Here is a 19,004-nt window from a genome sequence, read left to right on the forward strand (position 1 = left end):
CGTAAAAATTTATGATACATGTTTGACTTCGATCAATATTTAGGATTTTTAGCTTTTTTAACAATTCTTACAATAGGATTTTGGCTAATGATTTTTTTGTTAACGTTTGTAATTCCTTATTGGGTTTTTGGAGCATCTATCGAGCGTTTTAAAGAAATTCAAGCTGAGAAAAAGGCCAAACGTAATGGCAACATATAAATAAAAAGATATATTAAGTATTCAGAGCACCATTGGTGCTCTTTTTTTATTCTTATTTTTAACTTCTAATCCCTTGTTAATCCTTAATGGACTTCAAACAAAAATTAAAGTTGTTATGAAATTTATGTTGGCTGTTTTATTAATGTTGTCTTACTTTATTCAAGCGCAACAAATCCTTCCGCAACGCGACAGAGCAGAGGTAATAGATAATATCTTAAAAGACCGGTTTGATAATCTTTTACCGCAATTAATGGATGAGACAGGCTTTGATATGTGGATATTGATATCTAGAGAATACAATGAAGACCCTGTATTAAAGACTATGCTCCCTGCAACCTGGTTAAATGCTAGACGACGCACCATTCTTGTGTTTTATAGAAACAAAGAAAAAAATACCATTGAAAAATTAGCAGTGGCAAGATATAACTTTGGCGAAAATATTAGTTCTGCCTGGGAAAAAGAAAAACAACCAGACCAATGGACGCGTCTTATAGAAATTATTGAAGATCGAAAACCACAATCCATAGGCTTAAATTACTCAGACTATTTTAATATCTGCGATGGCATCGTAAAAACAGACTATGAGGCCTTCATGGATAATTTACCAAAAACGTATATATCTAAAGTAAAATCTGCTGAAAGGTTAGCCATTTCTTGGATAGAGACACGAACAGATATGGAAATGGTAATTTACAATCAATTGGTAGATATTACACATGACATTATTGCCGAAGCCTTTTCTGAAAAAGTAATTACACCTGGTGTTACTACAACCACAGATGTAGAGTGGTGGATGCGTGATAAGGTTACTAATTTAGGATTAAAAACATGGTTTCATCCAACAGTTGATGTCCAACGGACAGCTGAAGAATTGGGCAATCATCTATACGCTTTTTCTAACCGACCAGAAAATATGGTCATTTTGCCAGGGGATTTAGTGCATTGCGATTTTGGGATTACCTATCTTAGATTAAATACGGATTGCCAAGAACTTGCGTATGTTTTAAAGCCTAATGAGACTGAGCCACCAAAATATTTACAAGAGGCCCTAAAGCAAGGTAATCGAGTGCAGGACATATTTACTGATAATTTTAAAACAGGAAAAACAGGGAATACAGTTCTCAAAGAATCTCTGGCACAGGGAAAAGCAGAAGGTTTGCGACCAGCTATTTATACCCACGCATTAGGAACTTATGGGCATTCTTCTGGTACAACATTGGGTATGTGGGATTCTCAAGGAGGTGTTCCGGTTACAGGAGATTATCCGCTACATGAAAATACCGTGTATGCCATAGAGCTCAATACAACGGTTAACATTCCAGAATGGAAGCGAGACATAAGGATAATGCTCGAAGAAGCTGGATTTTGGGGAAAAGACGGATTTAGATATGTTAATGGACGACAAACAAAATTATTGACTATTCCCAGAGTTAAAGGTCATCAAGGGAATTAGATTTTGTTTTAGTTATCATATAAAACCATAATGATGCTAATAAACCAATTACACTGAACACTGCTAACACTAAAAAAGCATTTTTAAGTCCGGCAATTTTATCAGTATTATCTACTAAAATACCATACATTGGCCCAGAGAAAATATCTGGTGTATAACCTACAATAGAAACAAGACCAACAGCTGTTCCTGTTAGTGCTAATGGTATTCGGGCTTCTTCAAGGGTAGCAAAATATAAAACTCTGCAAGAGTATACACCAATTGCCATGAGTAAAATATTAATAACAAATAATATGGTGGTGCTATCATCTATTAAACCTGTTGTGAAAACAATACTTGTAAGTGTAGTAAGTAAGAATCCAATAATGAGCCAGAGAGAAGCCTTGGTTTTATCTGCTAAAAAGCCTATGACAACACCAATTATAGGCCTTATATATAACAATGAGGTCCCGACTCCAGCAGACTCAATAGCATTATAGTTCATTACATCTTTAGCATATAGGGTAAATAAGTCACTTGCTTTGTACCCAGTATAGGCACAAAGAATTATGAGCATTAGCAAACGTATTGAGGGAATCTTTAATAAGACTTTGAATTTCCTTAGGTCGAAATAATGTTGATTCGTATTTAGACTTTCATTTTGAAGCGGATTTAGAAAAAAATAGACCAATATCGCAATAAAACCAACAATTGCAGAACATGTCAGTATAACTTGTTTAAAAGCGTATTGTCGGTCTTCTAATGTTGTTTCTGTTATATCCACATCAATAAACCATGAAAAAATTAACACGCCTACAGAACCGAAGGCGGCTGCGACTAAACCACGACCTCCATCTAAAAATCCAAAAGCGATACCTTGTTTAGTTTTTCCTCCCCATACTCTTGTTGCTTTGATCATCGCAGCCCAAAATAAAAATATGGTTGTAAATCCCCAATACCCATAGAGCCACTTAAGGTATTTATATTCAGGAAAAGTTGCAAAATATAGGCCACCAAGCGCGGTAAGAACTAAAGCGATAGACATTAAATTCTTTGGATGAAATCTATCGGCTAAAGGGCCGCCAAATAAATAAGAAAGCAAGGCAATAATACCATATACTGAAAAGCAATAACCTAAATTTTCGTTGTTTATGGCAAACGTTTCAAGAAAAGTAGGTCTAAAAATACGTTGGAGAACAAAAGGTAAAATGAAAACAGCCTCTGCGGCTAATATCAACAATAGTATAACATATATGGGTTGTTTTTTGGTTCTTTCCATGCCATCTCAATAAGGAAAGAAAAAAAAGACTTTAGAATACAAATTAGATTTTAGTTTTCCTTTTAGTTCACGATGCAGAGATTGAAAGTTTTCGTAACTAATTCCTTTACAAATACCATAGCCATAGTGATACTTAAGAAATTCAACATCTAATTTGGTGAGTCTTTTTTCTTGAGATTGACAACTAGAAAAATAACTTTCACAAGGCAATTCGTTCAACATTTTAAAATAGCCTAAAGACTGAACAAATAAACGTTGCATCTCCATGAGTTGTAGCTTTTTGCTAAAATAAACATCTGAATTTATACGTACAGCACATTTGTCTATTGCGCTACCCTTCCAATATATATAAAAGCCAGAATTATTGTTTTTGTTTATTTGAGATTCGTAATCGTAATCCTTATTGGTATAGATGATATAATTAGAGGCTTCAACCTTACTTACATAATTTACAGAAAGCGAATCTATATCGTTAGAAATGGTATTAACAAATCTTTTAAATTCTCTTTTAACATTTTTTTCTAAATGTCTTGCAAAAAAAATATTTATTGGTTTTTTCCAGTAACGGGTAATGCGCATGTTGTCTGTACTATCATTTCTAATGCCAAAGGCAGTCCGCGCATAAAGATTTAAAAATGTCGAATCTTTATAGGTGTAAGGCACCAATCTGCCATGAGGTCTTGGCCTGTTTGTGAGAAGCACAAGCGTATCGTTCTCCGTATATTTTAAATTTAGAGAGTCTATTTTTTGCAACGGGCCAAAGTTCATTGTTCTGTACTGTTTAATTGAAACATAAGTGCTAACTATAGTATCTCCCTCTCGACTCTGAGCATAAATTGAACTAAGATTTAATACGAAAAAAAATATAAGAATTCTGAAATGTTTCATATGTCTGAAAAAAATGTGCGCAGAATGTTTTTGTATTCAGATGAGTTGATCGACTCATGAAATATATAATTATAGTGAATTTTTAAAATGAGTAAGTCGAGTTTTGATACGCTGTCAGAGTTTACATATATTGGACTTATTAAACTCTGATTGTCCCTAAAATAAGCAACCGAAAAAAATCTACCAAGGCTTAAAAAGAAAAGTTGTTTGAGGGTCTTTTCTTGAATGTTTATCTTGTTAGAGTTAGTATTTATTTTTAGAATACAGCTTTTAATTCTAGAAAAGCCACCTCTGGTAATGTTATAGCTACCGTTATTGAAAGCAAAATTCTCTTTTTCCCTTTCAGTCTTTAGATTATAGTTCTCAGCGCTAAATTTTTCATTACTTGACTTTATTAAATAATTAGCATTATCAATGTTTCTTGTAACAGAAATATTTAGATTTTTGATGTTTTTAAAATTATCAAAGAAAGCTAGCAGTTTTACTTTTAAGGATTTAGATATTGATTTATCAAAGTATACCACTATCGGTGCGGTCCACTGATGCAGATTGTACGTTATTTCTGAATTTTCGTTTGTGTAATAAAAAACTGAAGCATTATGAATTCGCAGTGCTTTTTGGGCTAAGCTATCTTTAAAGATTTCTTTATCGAAACTGATCTTTTCTTTAATAATTACTAGACTGTCTTTCTCGAAAACAGGATTTTTAACCGTTTTGAATTTAAAAGGCTGTTGCACAACATGTAGGTATTCCGATTGACTAAAAGCCAAATGAAAATTTAAAACTAAAAAAATTAGAATAAATTCTTTCATAATTAAACTTGCAACACCCCTAAATTAAAAGGTTTTTCAATAGGAGCGTGATTGGCCGCTTCAATACCCATACTTATCCACGTTCTGGTATCAAGCGGATCAATAACACCATCAGTCCAAATTCTTGAAGCTGCGTAATAAGGCGATACCTGATTGTCATAACGGGATTTTATTTTATTGAATAACTCTTCCTCTTTTTCCTTTGTAATTTTTTCACCTTTCTTTTTAAGGGAAGCGGTTTCTATTTGAAGCAATACTTTAGCTGCCGAATTACCGCTCATTACAGCTAGCTCAGCACTTGGCCATGCCACGATTAATCGCGGGTCATAAGCTTTACCGCACATGGCATAATTTCCTGCCCCATAACTATTACCGATAACAATAGTAAATTTTGGTACTACGGAATTGCTAACTGCATTTACCATTTTTGCACCATCCTTAATAATGCCACCATGTTCTGATTTACTGCCTACCATAAACCCAGTGACGTCTTGTAAAAACACCAATGGAATTTTCTTTTGATTACAATTCGCGATAAAACGTGTGGCCTTATCCGCAGAATCGTTATAAATCACGCCACCAAACTGCATTTCGCTCGGTTTGGTTTTAGCACCTTTGGTTTTAACGATTTGGCGTTGGTTAGCAACAATACCAACTGCCCAGCCATCAATGCGCGCATAACCTGTAATAATGGTTTGGCCATAACCTGCTTTATATTCTTCAAATTCAGAGTTATCGACTAACCGCTTTATGATGTCGTTCATATCATACTGGTCCGCTCTGCTCTTAGGCAGAATACCGTAAATATGCTCAGGGTTCTCTTTAGGTTTACTGGCTTTAATCCTATTATAACCCGCTTTATCAAAGTCGCCAATCTTATCCACAATATTCTTAATGGTATCTAAGGCATCTTTATCATCCTTGGCCTTGTAATCGGTCACTCCAGAAATCTCACAATGTGTTGTTGCTCCACCAAGTGTTTCATTGTCTATAGTTTCACCAATAGCCGCTTTTACCAAATAACTTCCTGCTAAAAATATGCTTCCTGTTTTATCTACAATGAGTGCTTCATCACTCATAATAGGTAGGTAGGCACCACCTGCTACGCAGCTGCCCATTACGGCCGCAATTTGAGTAATACCCACACTACTCATTACGGCGTTATTTCTAAAAATACGACCAAAGTGTTCTTTGTCTGGAAATATTTCGTCTTGCATTGGTAGAAAAACACCAGCACTATCAACGAGATAAATAATGGGTAATCTATTTTCAATAGCTATTTCTTGAGCACGTAAGTTCTTTTTTCCTGTAATGGGGAACCAGGCGCCAGCTTTAACTGTGGCATCGTTTGCAACAACAATACATTGCTTACCTTTTATATACCCGATTTTAATAACAACGCCACCAGAAGGGCATCCGCCATATTCCTCATACATACCATCACCTGCAAAAGCTCCAATTTCAATAGATTTTGCCTTAGCGTCTAAAAGATAATCAATACGCTCCCGTGCTGTCATCTTACCTTTACTGTGATGTTTTTCAATGCTTTTAGTACCGCCTCCAAGCTTGATTTTAGCAAGACGATGTTTTAAATCTGAGACAAGAAGCTTATTGTGATCTTCGTTTTTATTGAATTTGATATCCATTAATAGAAAATTGTTTTGCACGAATTTACGAAACATTAAGGTTAGGAGATTATCGTTTTTTCTAAATGAAACGTTAAATATATGTAACATGGTAATATATTCCATGGAATATATTATATTTGAAGTGTAAACTAAAATACATAAAACATGAAGATTTTGAATATTAATTCAAGTAGTAACAGAGAAACGTCCGTCTCAACGAGGTATGGCAAAGAACTTATTGCTCAGCTACAATCTAAATTTCCAAGCGCAGAAGTTATAGAGCGCCATACGACATATTCGGACTTACCTTTTGTTACGGATTCCATGTTAGGCGCCTTTTTTTCTAAAGAAGACCTTACCGATGCTCAAAAACAAATCGTAAGTGTTTCAGAACAATTAGTATCTGAATTAACACAAGCTGACGTCATTGTTTTAACAGCTCCTATCTACAATTTTTCAGTACCAGCGTCTTTAAAGGCCTATTTTGATTTAGTGGCTAGGGCAGGACTTACATTTAAATACACTGAGAATGGTCCTGAGGGACTATTAAAAGATAAAAAAGCATTTATTATTGTAAGCAGTGGAGGTACAGAGATAGGCAGTGATATAGATTTTGCAGGGAAATATATTAAACATTTCTTATCTTTTCTTGGAATAACTGATACCGAAATAATTAAATTGGATCAATTGATGTTTAAAGCAGATGAAAAACAACAGGAGGCATCAAAAAGAATAAGTGAAATTTCAACAAACACCGTTAGTATATAGCATGAAAACAATTATAGCATTGGCAGGGAGTAATAGTAGCACCTCAATTAATAGGCAATTAGCAAATTACGCGGCCTCGTTGGTTGATAATGTCCATGTAAAACAGTTAGACCTTAATGATTTTGAAATGCCAATTTACAGTTCTGACAGGGAAAACGAGTCTGGTCATCCAAAAGAGGCCATTGCGTTTGTAGATGAAATTAGACATGCCGATGGTATTATTATATCGTTAGCCGAGTACAATGGAGCTTATTCTGGGGCCTTTAAGAATATTTTTGATTGGGCAAGCCGTGTTGAACCTAAGACTTTTTTGGGAAAACCAATGTTGCTTATGGCGTCTTCACCAGGAGGCAGAGGTGGAGCTTCGGTTTTAGAAATGGCATCTGACCGTTTTCCAAGACATGATGCTAATATTGTTGGAAAGTTTTCATTGCCTGGATTTCACAATAACTTTTCGGATGGCAGGATTACTAATGAAGAGTTGAATATGAATTTATTGGAAGAAGTAAAACAATTTGAAGACAGTCTTTAGTTATGGTTATTCAAAATGAAAAAATAAATCAAAAAGGACGTTTTTATTTAGAAGTGGACGGTGTTGTAAAGGCAGAAATGACATACAGTTTTGCAGGAGACGATAAATTTATAATAGACCATACAGAGGTTGATGACTCTTTAAAAGGCCAAGGTGTGGGCTATAAATTAGTTGAAGCCTCGGTAGATTATGCAAGAACCAATGATTTAAAAATTATGCCTTTGTGTCCTTTTGCAAATGCGGTTTTTAAAAAGAAACCAGAATATCAAGATGTTCTTTTCTAAGGACTAGTGCAAACTATAATAAAACAGAAAAGACTTCAATCCATGGGTGACTTAGCAAAAGATATCAATTCAACATTTCCAAACAATAGAGTAAAAGCATTACTTAACATTATTTACACGGCGAACTGGATAACTAGTTGCCAAAACGAATTTTTTAAGGATTTTGGTATATCGCCGCAACAATATAATATTCTTAGAATTTTACGCGGTGCCAATGAGCCTTTAAAAGTGCAGACGATTAAAGACAGAATGTTAGAACGATCTCCAAATGCCACACGGTTAATGGATAAGCTTTGTGCTAAAAATTATATTGAGCGATTGCCTTCAGAACATGATCGGCGTGTCGTTAAAATTGCAATTACTAACCAAGGCAGGGAATTGTTAGACTCTATTCCCAAGAACTTAAATAAAGAATTATTGAAAAACTTAAATGAAGAAGAAGCTAAGCAGCTCAGCGATTTATTAGATAAAATGCGATAGTGCATTTTTTTAACCCAATATTTTCCATGGAAAATATAAATAGTAGAAAGGAATTTAAAAATGAAACTAAATAGTATAAAACGAGTAGGGCAAAGTGGTTTTGTAAATATGGGACCTATAAGGTTGAGACAACCAATACCTACTAGAGATATAGACCAAATTGACCCTTTTGTATTACTCCATCATTATGGACCCTATGAGATTTCAGAAGGAAACAACCCTTTTGATTTAGGACCACACCCACATCGTGGATTTGAACCAGTTACCTTTTTATTTCAAGGGGAGCAACTACACAGAGATTCGTTAGGGCATGAAAGTATTGTAAAAGCAGGGGATGTACAATGGACCACTGCAGGAAGAGGTATTATTCATGCCGAACGGCCAACCGACGACTTTGTAAAAAAAGGCGGCACAATAGAAGGTATTCAACTCTGGTTGAATCTACCATCAGATAAAAAAATGATTACAGCTAATTACCAACATGGAAAGTCAGATGATTTTCCTTTGGTACAATCTCCAGATGGCTTGATTGATATAAAAGTCGTTGCAGGTGAATTGAATGGAAATAATGGATTAATTAGTACGCAAACTCCAGTTAATGCCTTTATGATTAAGGCAAAAGCGGGCGGAAGTCAGCTCATTCCTTTTCATAAATCTCATCAAGGAATTTTATACTTGCTAAAAGGGAAAGTAAAAGTAAATGAGGCCGTCACTTTAGAGCTAGATAAGAATCAACTTGTTCAGTTCAATCAAGATGGTGACCATTTTACCATACAAGCAGAATCAGATAGTTTGCTGCTATTTCTTTCAGGCAAACCGCTTAACGAACCTGTGGCAACCTATGGCCCATATGTAATGAATACACAAACCGAATTGCTAGAGGCTATGAGAGATTATCAAATGGGCAAGATGGGTTTCTTACCAAATAATTAGTACAATTTAAAACTATATATAATGAAGACTATATTTCATAAAGCAGATACTAGAGGTTATGCCAATCATGGTTGGCTCAAATCTCACCACACGTTTAGTTTTGCAGGATATCAAAATCCAGAGCGAATGAATTTTGGAATGCTACGTGTATTAAATGATGACATTGTACAACCAAAAATGGGATTTGGAACCCATCCGCATCAAAATATGGAGATTATTTCCATTCCTTTAAAAGGGGCTTTATCACATAAGGATAGCATGGGTAATAAGCGTGCTATTGAGGTTGGTGAAGTGCAGGTAATGAGTGCAGGCACAGGATTAACACATTCTGAATTTAATGATAGTAAAACTGAAGAGGTTAACTTCTTGCAACTATGGATTATTCCCGAAGAAATGAGTGTTAAACCAAACTATGAGCAGCGACAATTCCCGGTAGAAGAGAGAAAAAATCAATTACAAACGGTTGTTGCACCAAAAAATAAGTTGGAAGGTGATGCTTTACCCATAAGCCAACAAGCTTATATTTTTAGAACTGATTTAGATGCTGGTAAAAGCGTTAAACAAGACTTGAAATCTCTAGGAAATGGAGTTTATATTTTTGTGGTTGATGGTAAAATTGAAATTAATGGAAATATACTTGAAAGCAGGGATGCTGTAGGCGTTTCTGAAGCAGAATTCATAGAAATTAATGCCAAAGAGGCTTCCGAAATTATATGTATTGAGGTTCCAATGGCTTAATTACAATCACTTACTTGATTATCAAAGCATTCCATTTAGGAATGCTTTTTTTATCTAAAATCACGATATTTGCAAGTAACTAACTAAAACTAATTTTGAGATTATGGCAATGAATAAAAACACAGTCCTTGCATGGGCTACTTGGATAATGATTTTTGTGGGCTTAGGCTTAATTGCGCTTGGTGCCTTTAGATATGATGAAGTTGCAGGATGGGGATTTGCCGCAGTGGGATTTGGATTCTTTTGTATTTCTTGGGTGTTTAATGCTTTAAAAGGTAGAGTATAATGAGTGACGATAAAAAAGTAATTTTCTCAATGTCTGGTGTAACCAAGACATTTAAAGGTGCAAACACACCAGTACTAAAAAATATTTACTTGAGTTTTTTCTATGGTGCCAAGATTGGAATATTGGGGCTTAATGGTTCTGGTAAATCAACACTTTTAAAAATAATTGCAGGTTTAGACAAGAATTATCAAGGCAATGTGGTGTTCTCTCAAGACTATACCGTTGGATATTTAGAGCAAGAACCACAGCTAGATGATGAAAAAACGGTTTTAGATGTTGTTAAGGAAGGTGCAGCAGAAACCGTTGCAATCTTAGATGAATACAACCATATAAATGAACAATTTGGATTAGAAGAGGTATACAGTAATGCTGATAAAATGGAGAAGCTCATGAATCGTCAAGCAGAACTTCAAGACCAAATCGATGCAAGAAATGCTTGGGAGTTGGATACCAAATTAGAGATTGCTATGGATGCCTTAAGGACTCCAGAAGGTGATAAGAAAATTGGAGTGCTTTCTGGAGGAGAACGCCGACGTGTAGCATTATGTCGTTTATTATTGCAAGAGCCAGATGTTCTTTTGTTGGACGAGCCAACAAACCATTTGGACGCCGAATCCGTTCATTGGTTAGAACATCATTTGGCACAATACAAAGGAACAGTAATTGCTGTAACACACGACAGATACTTTTTAGATAATGTTGCAGGTTGGATTTTAGAACTCGATAGAGGAGAAGGTATTCCATGGAAAGGGAATTACTCGTCTTGGTTAGACCAGAAATCTAAGAGGTTAGCACAAGAGAGTAAAGCAGCATCTAAACGCCAAAAGACTTTGGAGAGAGAGCTAGACTGGGTGAGACAAGGTGCAAAAGGACGTCAAACCAAACAAAAAGCGCGTTTAAAGAATTACGATAAACTTTTAAACCAGGATCAAAAACAGCTAGATGATAAATTAGAAATATATATCCCTAATGGTCCAAGATTAGGAACTAATGTCATAGAGGCAAAGGGTGTTAGCAAAGCTTTTGGAGATAAATTGTTATACGAAGATTTGAACTTTAAGCTGCCACAAGCTGGTATTGTTGGTGTCATTGGTCCTAATGGTGCAGGGAAAACGACCATATTTAAGATGATTATGGGTGAAGAAACACCTGATAAAGGTACTTTTGAAGTTGGTGAAACTGCTAAAATTGCTTATGTAGATCAAAGCCACACTAATATAGATTCCGAAAAAACCATTTGGCAGAACTTTAGCGATGAGCAAGAGCTCATTATGATGGGTAATAGACAAGTAAATTCTAGGGCTTATCTAAGTCGTTTTAATTTTTCAGGCAGTGAACAAAACAAAAAAGTCAAATTACTTTCAGGTGGAGAGCGAAACCGCTTGCATTTAGCAATGACTCTCAAGGAAGAAGGTAATGTATTACTTTTAGATGAGCCAACTAATGATTTAGATGTCAATACATTAAGAGCATTAGAAGAAGGCTTGGAAAACTTTGCAGGTTGTGCAGTGGTCATTAGCCATGATAGGTGGTTTTTAGATAGAATATGTACACATATCTTAGCATTTGAAGGTGATTCTCAGGTCTATTTCTTTGAAGGTGGTTTCTCAGATTATGAAGAAAACAAAAAGAAACGTTTAGGTGCAGATATAATGCCTAAGCGTATTAAGTATAAAAAGTTAGTGCGCTGACCACTAGTTAAAAGAGCCAGTTACATTCTGTCTTTAATTTTGGTTTTACTCACCATATAGGTGACCACCAGTAAAATCTTTATAAGATTCATCGATGTCTTTAAACGCATTGGTTTCCATTAGTTTTTTATTCTCAGCTTTTAACCTATACATTTTTACAATGGCTATTATAATAAAGACTAAAAATATGGAAGCAACTGCTATTAATATCATTGTCAACTGAGTAGTAGTGACCAAGAGCGCTATGAAGTGCAGATTATCAAGCATGTTTGTGTTTTGTTAGATTTGGGTTCTACAGGGCTAATATAGAAAAAAAACAACTACGCAACACTCTTATTTTAAAATAATTACAAATTATTGGCTTTAATTTCCTCGATAAAAGGGGATGTTATATCGTTTAAAAGCAGTGTTTATCGGACAAACAGTGTTAGTTTATAAACTTATTAACAGTCTTTAACTAATACCATTTCATCAATCTAACTTCTATTGATTTATCTGCTGTTTCTACTAGATTTTTAAATTTATTAACGTCACTTAGACCTTCTGTTCCTCTGTAATGATACGGTATAACTTGCTTTGGTTTAAAATCTAATACAGCACTTGCTGCACTTTCAATGGGCATTGTATATGGTAAATTCATGCAGACCATTGCCTTATCAATATTCTTAAGTCCCCGCATCTCTGGAATGTCTTCAGTATCACCAGAAATATATATACGCTCTCCACCGAGAGTTAATACGTAGCCGTTACCTCTTCCTTTTTCATGAAATTTCAATGCCTCTTCACGAAGATTGTACATTGGTATGGCCTCGATGTCAATATTGGATATAGTTTTCTTTTGCCCATTTGCAAGCATTACAGCGTCACTTAATGCTGTACTCGGAATTTGGTCAATGACTGCCTGTGGTGCCACAACAGGAATGCCTTTAAGATTTAGTGCTTCTAAAGTTTTAGTACTTAAATGATCGCCGTGGATATCAGTAATTAAAACCAAGGTCGGTTGCTTTTGATTATTGAAGGCTTCTACTCCGCCGACCGGATCAACATAAACGACATTATCGCCAGACTCCAAAACTAGAGTTCCATGATTAATGGGAATAATTTTTACGGATTTGGTGTCTTTTTCCTCAATAACGATAGCCTCAGAAGTATCGCTTTTTGCCTTATTCTTACACGTAAAAAATAATGCAATAGCAATTAAAAAAAGTGGTGATTTTAAAAATTTCATAGGTTTTAGTTTATTCCAAAAGTAAATAATGCTATTTCATTGCTAAAGGATGTAACATTTTTATAACATTTACTACCTATATTTTATAGGATAAAATTTTTATTCTCATTTAAAATTGCCGAAATTGTCTATCCATTTTTTAACTAAATACCAAACCAAATGTCCGAAGATTTTGACTTATTAGAGACCAATTCCAACGAAAAACCCGAGAAAGTTGATGTCAACTGGGGAAAGGCCATTGACCAAATGAAATCTAAATTAGCTCAAGAGGACGACCCAGAAAGCCGTCAAAAAATTCTTAATGCCACCTTAGATAATGTTGTGGAAATGGCTGAGAAAGATCGCTCAACATTATTAGATGCCATTAAAGACCTTACGGACTATCAAGATGAAGTAGGTATTATGTTTGAAGGTTTTTCAGCTTTAAATGCTGAAGAACAGAAAGTTATCGATGACGCCGTAAAACGTTTGGAGCGTGCTAAAGTTGAATTAGAAGATGCACAAACTAAACCAGATACGTGGTGGAATAACCTTTGGGGTAGAAAATCTAAAATCAAAAGTGCTGAAGACGAGTTGAAGGCTGCTCAAAAGGATCGTGATTCTGCAGATAATAAAGCTAAGGCGATGTTTCAACAACGAATTGAAAACGCGGATGTGCAAACATTGTTAAACGAGCTATCTTTTAAAAGTCAAGCAGCCATAAAGCGATTAAAAGATAGAGAGCTTGAAATTAAAGAAGTTGAAGAAAGTTTAAAAACAGCTATTGTTGAAGCCAGCAACAATCATACAAAAGCTCTTGAAAAGAAAGCAGAAGTAGAAACTAGATTAGACGAGCAATATGCCTTATTAAAACAGGCACGTCAGGCTCTAGATGAGGTGGCAGATAAACAATCTACTGAATACTCTGAAGCTCTGGAGCGAGTAACTCAATTAGAGCAGAAAGTTGAAGAGTTAGAAGGATTGAAGAATGCATATACCACTTTAGCTGCTTCCAAGGATAGTTTTGTGCATAAACATAATCTCACGATTAAGGTATTGACCTCGTTGAGAAGTAATTTGCAAACACATAGGGCAAAACTTAAAAGTGATACCGACGAAAGGTTAAAGTATTACGATGGTTATGTTGTTGCACTTAAGGCCAGAACAGACCAAGAGTTTGCAGCTATTTTAGAGCATTTAGGCGTAAAAACAGACGAACATATAGGAGAGACCCTTGCAGCAATGCATACGGCTAGCGCCAAAGCACGTCAAGAAATGATGGATAACATTCCCGTTCATGAAAAAGTAATGCAAGGTGTGTACAGTAGTTATGCCGAAGCGCTACAAGAAATCCGTAATAAAGATGGTGAAATTCAAAAGAATTTTGCAGATCGCTACGGTATTGATATGAAAGAAATATTTGATGCTTACTATAATGCAGATGATACTGCAGTAGAAAGTAGTGGCGAGGAACCTAAAAAGTCAGAAACCAAGGAGGACGATCTACTTTCGTAATTTTTAAGGATTATTTCAATAAATTAATATTGGCCGTTGGCAATGCTAACAGCTTAAGCGCAAAGTATCAATGATTGTAACGCCACTAGATTCAGCAGTATTAGACTCTAAAGAACAGTATGTGTTTTATCACAAAATGATAGATTTCACACTGAAAGAGTTAATTGTAGCTGTTCAGGCCAATAAAATTTGCAATGATCAAGAAATCCAGCTGTTTAAACAATATTGTGACCTTTTATTGTACTCCATTGAGGCCATGAGAGTTAAATACATGTATGACGATGAGGAAAATATGAAGGTGGATTTAACAGATTCTGGTTTTCCTAATTATTTGGAGTTTAGATATCTGTTTAATGATTTAGGGCTACGAGAGGAATTTTTGGGAAAGTTGACACCAGTGGAAGATTTAAAAACTGAATTTTTAGATACCTTAATGCGTAAAAAGCAGCTCGTTTCCAAACGAAAGTTATTCCAGGCGGCTTCAATCGTATATTATTCATCAGCAAAAAAGGAGTATATCTTTAATCGGTTTGTTCAAGGAAAAATCATTAAATCTTTAGAGCATTCTGATGGAGATTATATGGTAAGCTGGAGTTTCTATGATGTTACGCAAAATAGGCCTTTCATATGCTTTATGTACTTCAACTATGATGGTAGAAACGTTATGGATTACAAAGATGAAATTTATAAAGTATTAAAAAGTGTTGCTGATAGGGAGATGAATTTAGATACAATGGCCTATGGTATAGACAAAAGATTGCCAAAAGTATTACCAAAACAGATTAAAAGGATTGATTTAGGACCAATACACAATGTTTTTGCTAAGGATGAGAATGAAGTAACCCATGCAATTTTAGATGGAATTTCAAAAAAAACCATACCGCTAGAAGCCTATGCCATTTCTTTTAAAATAAGCGAATTAAAATCTAAGAGCGAATTTAAAGAAGGCGGATTTTTTAATAAACAGATTTTTCAGAAATGGGATAGTGCTTTCAATAAATCTTACGTTTTAGCACCTCATAGAATCATACAATTACTTTATAATAAAACGCCCGAAGTCATCAATAAGTTGGCCTTACCACCAATAGAGGTCTCTAAACTAGAAATTAAAATCTAATTACATATATGTTAAAGCTGTAAGTAAAATATATAAACAATAAAGCACCATTTTTCGTGAATTTTAAACATAAATATTTAGTTATTCTCTTTGTTTCAGCAATTTTTTTATCATGCTCAGATGATGACGTGGACAATACAACAAATTTAGAAACAGCAATTGATTTGGTAACTGGCATAAATGCAAAGCAGGATACAAATTCTATATTCCAACTAGGAAACCCAAATGTTAGAATGCCTATAGGTTTTACTTCATTATCTATTATTGCCTTTCCAAATCCTGTAAACTCTGCACTAAATATTAGTCTCTCTCAAACTAATGAGGTTATAACTAATGTTTGGTTAGTGAGGGCAAATGCAGAGAAGATTTTTCAGGACACAGATTTTGATGCCATTTACACTGAGAATACGTATACCATTGACGAGGTTTCCCAAGCTTCAATCCAGGAATTTAATGGTTTTTCAAACAATGAAATTATTTTGAATTTAGAGGGGTTAGACACAGGATATTATCGGGTTTTCATAAAAACAGATGATAGCCTTTATTGGGATAATATTTACGTAGATAATGATGGCGTAGACATAACTGAATTTTTTGACTTTTGGGAATAGGGAATCCTAGACCAAAAACTTAGTACCTAAACTGATAGTTTAAACATGGAACATAACTCTACATTCCCAATAAAACAAAAAGAACTGGATATGCTTCGAGATGAAGCGGCATCTTATCTTAAGTCTATTCAATGGGAACAATCCCAACGTGCAAAATCTAGAAATAATGATAATAAAGACGATTCCATTTTATTGTTCTTATCTAGAGCCAATAATGGCAGCAATGTCACAATCACTTCTGTTTCAAAAACAATTTTAGCGCTTAAAAAAAGACTTTTGCCAGAGTCGGTAGCAATTCCTATACATTTAAACCAGGCGTTGTTTGTGTTGCAAGAAGGCATTGTTCTAGGACACTGGATTAAGGATAATTATTATGATGCGTCTGGACTATCAACACTTGCTGAAAACAAAGCTGCCTTGGGCAACAAAGAACGACGTGAGTACGAAAGTAAAATGCAAACAGCTACAGCATATATGCTTTTTGCAACAGCGTATAAAATTGTACATGACTTAATGCCAATTGCTTCAGATGATTTAACGGTAATGAAACACAAATTTGCTGGAATCCCAGAAGTTGCGCTAATGACACCTTTAAAAGGAATTTCTTGTCAGCTTTTTTATTACGATAAATACCTTAGTCATCCAGATATCATCCATTCAGACAAGGATGTTATTGATTTTACAATGGTTTATTTTCAGGCTTTAATTGATGAAATTCAATTACGCAAGAGTTCTTTGGAATTTACAGAAACCATATTAGACAGAACTTATAAATTAGAAAACTCGGATTTTGCAGTTTCTGGCTGGGAGAACGTTTTTCAAGGCTCCGCTAAGAGTGTAGAATTTAATAAAGTTCAATTCGAAGAGATTGTAGGAAATAAGGATGCCAAACACTTTGCTAGGCGACTAACTGAGCGCATGTTAAGTTACGATTTTGAAGTACAAAAAAACCCTTTTCAAGAATTAGGAGGTTTTATGCCGGTTTTTATGGGGTATGGTATTCCAGGAACAGGTAAAAGTATGCTTATTGCAGCAATTGCAACGCGTTTAAAGGAATACACAGAACAATTGGAGATTCCGTTTTTATTTCATCCAATGCCAGATACCTTAATCTCTACATTTCAAGGGGGTTCTGCGGAAAAAATGGTAGAATGGATGAAACCTTTACAAGACCCAACACGACTCATTTTTGCACCCATTGATGATGCAGAAAATAACTTACAAGAACGAACTACACAAGGTGTATCTGCAGGTGTAAAAGAAGTTATAGGTGTATTTTTAAGATATACGGAAGGTGCCTATGCCATTAATTATGGTAATAGTTCGATAGGGCTTTTTACAAACCTTCCCGAGATGTTAGACAAAGCAGTTATTTCGAGGGTTCAAGGACGTTTTAAAATTGATGGAGCCCGAACAGAAAATGATTTTTTAGATCAGGATTATTTATGGTGGAGCAGATTTGAAGAAACCTTACCACAATTTGTGAATATGAATGGTCCTAACGATTATAATTATTTAGATGACCAAGGTTTGGCAAAGTCATTAGGCGATATTTTGAAAGCTGTTGAAAAGCCTAGTGAAGAACGGGTAAATGAGGTTTTTGAAAAAGTAGAAAACAAGCACAACGAAGGAGACCATTTATTTTATGCAGCCCTCTATAAAGAAGTGCAAAAGATATTTCCATTCTTTTCATCTCGAGATGTTAGAAATATTCAGTCGGCAATTTCTTTACGGTTAACGGATTTTGATTTGGAAAACGACTGGTTTGAAAATCCCGAAGTTTACTTTAAAAAGGACTATGAGACAAAATTCAATATGTTAAAAGAGTTGATGAAATCTAATATGAAAGGATTAAACTTCTCTGATATTAGGCGTCAAGAAGTTATTCGCTATTTAGATAATGTAGCTACAATAGCCGATACCGATTTTAAACGTAGGGTAGATAAGCGCATCACTCAAATGAATATTGAGCTTGAGGCACGAGAGCAGTTTGATAAGAATTCTCACATTTAATGAAGGTAAAGAATATAGAGCATATTACTTTATCTAATGCTTGGGCAAATTTAAAGCGCATAGATTTTGATTACAAGTTCAAAAATGGGCAATGGAAACGTTTGTCTAGAGAGACTTATAATAGAGGTAACGGTGCGGCAATCTTACTTTTTAATAGACAAAAGCAAACAGTGATTTTAACCAAGCAATTTCGAATGCCCATATATGAAAATTCTCAAGAAGAATCCTTTTCAATAGAGGTGTGTGCAGGAGCTATTGACAATAACGATAGTGCTTTAGAAACGATTTTACGAGAAGTTAGGGAAGAAACAGGCTACATTATAAATACAGCTAACCTGGTATTATCAACCTATACCTCACCAGGAGCACTTACCGAAAAAATGTATTTATTTGTCGCATCCTATGACCATACAAATAAAGTAAACGAAGGTGGCGGCTTGTTAGAAGAAAACGAAGAATTAGAAGTGCTAGAACTTTCATTTGAGCGCGCCATTGAGATGGTGGGCTCTGGAGAGATAAGAGATGCCAAGACTATTTTATTATTACAATATGCTCAGATTAAAAGGTTAATGCACTTATCTTAAAAAAGACC

The 19,004-nt window shown here is 35.0% G+C and carries 21 protein-coding genes; 15 read left to right on the top strand and 6 right to left on the bottom strand.

From position 1 onward, the window contains the following. Positions 1-18 precede the first annotated feature (18 nt). Both J4050_RS15295 and J4050_RS08755 read left to right on the top strand, forming a co-directional pair. Positions 19-198 carry a hypothetical protein gene (locus J4050_RS15295; RefSeq protein WP_243878596.1) on the top strand — a complete coding sequence of 60 codons (180 nt, stop codon included), beginning with the start codon at positions 19-21 and terminating at the stop codon, positions 196-198. A 115-nt stretch (positions 199-313) separates the two neighbouring features. Beyond that, positions 314-1,651: a M24 family metallopeptidase gene (locus J4050_RS08755; protein ID WP_208154200.1), complete on the top strand. Its 1,338-nt coding sequence runs from the start codon at positions 314-316 to the stop codon at positions 1,649-1,651. On the opposite strand, the gene J4050_RS08760 is transcribed toward J4050_RS08755, so the two are convergent. The 4 genes from J4050_RS08760 to J4050_RS08775 are packed head-to-tail and all read right to left on the bottom strand — an operon-like array spanning position 1,629 to position 6,255. After that, positions 1,629-2,909, bottom strand: coding sequence for an MFS transporter (locus J4050_RS08760; protein ID WP_208154201.1), 1,281 nt, complete (start codon positions 2,907-2,909; stop codon positions 1,629-1,631). The genes J4050_RS08755 and J4050_RS08760 overlap by 23 nt on opposite strands. A gap of 6 nt (positions 2,910-2,915) precedes the next feature. Next, positions 2,916-3,797: a hypothetical protein gene (locus tag J4050_RS08765; RefSeq protein ID WP_208154202.1), complete on the bottom strand. Its 882-nt coding sequence runs from the start codon at positions 3,795-3,797 to the stop codon at positions 2,916-2,918. Continuing rightward, the gene (locus J4050_RS08770) at positions 3,794-4,609 is read right to left on the bottom strand and encodes a hypothetical protein (protein WP_208154203.1); all 816 of its coding nucleotides are present in this window, start codon (positions 4,607-4,609) and stop codon (positions 3,794-3,796) included. Before J4050_RS08770 ends, J4050_RS08765 begins: the two co-directional genes overlap by 4 nt. A gap of 2 nt (positions 4,610-4,611) precedes the next feature. Further along, the gene (locus tag J4050_RS08775) at positions 4,612-6,255 is read right to left on the bottom strand and encodes an acyl-CoA carboxylase subunit beta (protein ID WP_208154204.1); all 1,644 of its coding nucleotides are present in this window, start codon (positions 6,253-6,255) and stop codon (positions 4,612-4,614) included. A 147-nt stretch (positions 6,256-6,402) separates the two neighbouring features. Here J4050_RS08775 and J4050_RS08780 point away from each other — a divergent pair, with 147 nt between their 5' ends. The 8 genes from J4050_RS08780 to ettA all read left to right on the top strand — a co-directional run bounded on the left by J4050_RS08780 (position 6,403) and on the right by ettA (position 11,949). Then, on the top strand, positions 6,403-7,005 hold the full coding sequence (locus J4050_RS08780) for an FMN-dependent NADH-azoreductase (RefSeq protein WP_208154205.1): 603 nt from the start codon (positions 6,403-6,405) through the stop codon (positions 7,003-7,005). Position 7,006: 1 nt separating this feature from the next. Next, complete coding sequence (locus J4050_RS08785; protein ID WP_208154206.1) at positions 7,007-7,537, top strand: NADPH-dependent FMN reductase; 531 nt, start codon at positions 7,007-7,009, stop codon at positions 7,535-7,537. Between the two features lie 2 nt (positions 7,538-7,539). Beyond that, positions 7,540-7,821, top strand: a complete 282-nt coding sequence (locus J4050_RS08790; RefSeq protein ID WP_208154207.1) for a GNAT family N-acetyltransferase — start codon at positions 7,540-7,542, stop codon at positions 7,819-7,821. Positions 7,822-7,863: 42 nt separating this feature from the next. Further along, positions 7,864-8,301: a MarR family winged helix-turn-helix transcriptional regulator gene (locus J4050_RS08795; protein ID WP_208154208.1), complete on the top strand. Its 438-nt coding sequence runs from the start codon at positions 7,864-7,866 to the stop codon at positions 8,299-8,301. A 60-nt stretch (positions 8,302-8,361) separates the two neighbouring features. Further along, a complete protein-coding gene (locus J4050_RS08800; protein ID WP_208154209.1) occupies positions 8,362-9,234 on the top strand; it encodes a pirin family protein in 873 nt (290 codons plus the stop codon). Between the two features lie 21 nt (positions 9,235-9,255). Further along, positions 9,256-9,972, top strand: a complete 717-nt coding sequence (locus tag J4050_RS08805; protein WP_208154210.1) for a pirin family protein — start codon at positions 9,256-9,258, stop codon at positions 9,970-9,972. A 103-nt stretch (positions 9,973-10,075) separates the two neighbouring features. Continuing rightward, entirely contained in the window at positions 10,076-10,258 is a 183-nt protein-coding gene (locus J4050_RS08810; RefSeq protein ID WP_208154211.1) for a CAL67264 family membrane protein, read from the top strand. Then, complete coding sequence (gene ettA, locus J4050_RS08815; RefSeq protein WP_208154212.1) at positions 10,258-11,949, top strand: energy-dependent translational throttle protein EttA; 1,692 nt, start codon at positions 10,258-10,260, stop codon at positions 11,947-11,949. The genes J4050_RS08810 and ettA overlap by 1 nt, the downstream gene beginning before the upstream one ends. Positions 11,950-11,994: 45 nt before the next feature. Here ettA and J4050_RS08820 read toward each other — a convergent pair whose 3' ends face one another. Together J4050_RS08820 and J4050_RS08825 are read right to left on the bottom strand one after the other, a co-directional pair. After that, positions 11,995-12,216 carry a hypothetical protein gene (locus tag J4050_RS08820; protein WP_208154213.1) on the bottom strand — a complete coding sequence of 74 codons (222 nt, stop codon included), beginning with the start codon at positions 12,214-12,216 and terminating at the stop codon, positions 11,995-11,997. 190 nt (positions 12,217-12,406) lie between these two features. Next, on the bottom strand, positions 12,407-13,177 hold the full coding sequence (locus tag J4050_RS08825; RefSeq protein ID WP_208154214.1) for an MBL fold metallo-hydrolase: 771 nt from the start codon (positions 13,175-13,177) through the stop codon (positions 12,407-12,409). A gap of 159 nt (positions 13,178-13,336) precedes the next feature. Here J4050_RS08825 and J4050_RS08830 point away from each other — a divergent pair, with 159 nt between their 5' ends. From J4050_RS08830 to J4050_RS08850, 5 genes are all read left to right on the top strand, one after another. Then, entirely contained in the window at positions 13,337-14,671 is a 1,335-nt protein-coding gene (locus tag J4050_RS08830) for a coiled-coil domain-containing protein (RefSeq protein ID WP_208154215.1), read from the top strand. A gap of 70 nt (positions 14,672-14,741) precedes the next feature. After that, the gene (locus J4050_RS08835; protein ID WP_208154216.1) at positions 14,742-15,788 is read left to right on the top strand and encodes a hypothetical protein; all 1,047 of its coding nucleotides are present in this window, start codon (positions 14,742-14,744) and stop codon (positions 15,786-15,788) included. A gap of 56 nt (positions 15,789-15,844) precedes the next feature. Further along, positions 15,845-16,399, top strand: a complete 555-nt coding sequence (locus tag J4050_RS08840; RefSeq protein ID WP_208154217.1) for a hypothetical protein — start codon at positions 15,845-15,847, stop codon at positions 16,397-16,399. A gap of 45 nt (positions 16,400-16,444) precedes the next feature. Further along, the gene (locus J4050_RS08845; RefSeq protein WP_208154218.1) at positions 16,445-18,412 is read left to right on the top strand and encodes an AAA family ATPase; all 1,968 of its coding nucleotides are present in this window, start codon (positions 16,445-16,447) and stop codon (positions 18,410-18,412) included. Then, the gene (locus J4050_RS08850) at positions 18,412-18,996 is read left to right on the top strand and encodes an NUDIX domain-containing protein (RefSeq protein ID WP_208154219.1); all 585 of its coding nucleotides are present in this window, start codon (positions 18,412-18,414) and stop codon (positions 18,994-18,996) included. Before J4050_RS08845 ends, J4050_RS08850 begins: the two co-directional genes overlap by 1 nt. The last annotated feature ends 8 nt before the right edge of the window (positions 18,997-19,004 follow it).

The organism is Winogradskyella pelagia (assembly GCF_017581965.1).
Classification (GTDB): domain Bacteria; phylum Bacteroidota; class Bacteroidia; order Flavobacteriales; family Flavobacteriaceae; genus Winogradskyella; species Winogradskyella pelagia.

Coding starts and splice junctions, on each gene's coding strand:
- J4050_RS15295 (WP_243878596.1), top strand. CDS start 19: ATGTTTGACTTCGATCAATATTTAGGATTTTTAGCTTTTTTAACAATT.
- J4050_RS08755 (WP_208154200.1), top strand. CDS start 314: ATGAAATTTATGTTGGCTGTTTTATTAATGTTGTCTTACTTTATTCAA.
- J4050_RS08760 (WP_208154201.1), bottom strand. CDS start 2,909: ATGGAAAGAACCAAAAAACAACCCATATATGTTATACTATTGTTGATA.
- J4050_RS08765 (WP_208154202.1), bottom strand. CDS start 3,797: ATGAAACATTTCAGAATTCTTATATTTTTTTTCGTATTAAATCTTAGT.
- J4050_RS08770 (WP_208154203.1), bottom strand. CDS start 4,609: ATGAAAGAATTTATTCTAATTTTTTTAGTTTTAAATTTTCATTTGGCT.
- J4050_RS08775 (WP_208154204.1), bottom strand. CDS start 6,255: ATGGATATCAAATTCAATAAAAACGAAGATCACAATAAGCTTCTTGTC.
- J4050_RS08780 (WP_208154205.1), top strand. CDS start 6,403: ATGAAGATTTTGAATATTAATTCAAGTAGTAACAGAGAAACGTCCGTC.
- J4050_RS08785 (WP_208154206.1), top strand. CDS start 7,007: ATGAAAACAATTATAGCATTGGCAGGGAGTAATAGTAGCACCTCAATT.
- J4050_RS08790 (WP_208154207.1), top strand. CDS start 7,540: ATGGTTATTCAAAATGAAAAAATAAATCAAAAAGGACGTTTTTATTTA.
- J4050_RS08795 (WP_208154208.1), top strand. CDS start 7,864: ATGGGTGACTTAGCAAAAGATATCAATTCAACATTTCCAAACAATAGA.
- J4050_RS08800 (WP_208154209.1), top strand. CDS start 8,362: ATGAAACTAAATAGTATAAAACGAGTAGGGCAAAGTGGTTTTGTAAAT.
- J4050_RS08805 (WP_208154210.1), top strand. CDS start 9,256: ATGAAGACTATATTTCATAAAGCAGATACTAGAGGTTATGCCAATCAT.
- J4050_RS08810 (WP_208154211.1), top strand. CDS start 10,076: ATGGCAATGAATAAAAACACAGTCCTTGCATGGGCTACTTGGATAATG.
- ettA (WP_208154212.1), top strand. CDS start 10,258: ATGAGTGACGATAAAAAAGTAATTTTCTCAATGTCTGGTGTAACCAAG.
- J4050_RS08820 (WP_208154213.1), bottom strand. CDS start 12,216: ATGCTTGATAATCTGCACTTCATAGCGCTCTTGGTCACTACTACTCAG.
- J4050_RS08825 (WP_208154214.1), bottom strand. CDS start 13,177: ATGAAATTTTTAAAATCACCACTTTTTTTAATTGCTATTGCATTATTT.
- J4050_RS08830 (WP_208154215.1), top strand. CDS start 13,337: ATGTCCGAAGATTTTGACTTATTAGAGACCAATTCCAACGAAAAACCC.
- J4050_RS08835 (WP_208154216.1), top strand. CDS start 14,742: ATGATTGTAACGCCACTAGATTCAGCAGTATTAGACTCTAAAGAACAG.
- J4050_RS08845 (WP_208154218.1), top strand. CDS start 16,445: ATGGAACATAACTCTACATTCCCAATAAAACAAAAAGAACTGGATATG.
- J4050_RS08850 (WP_208154219.1), top strand. CDS start 18,412: ATGAAGGTAAAGAATATAGAGCATATTACTTTATCTAATGCTTGGGCA.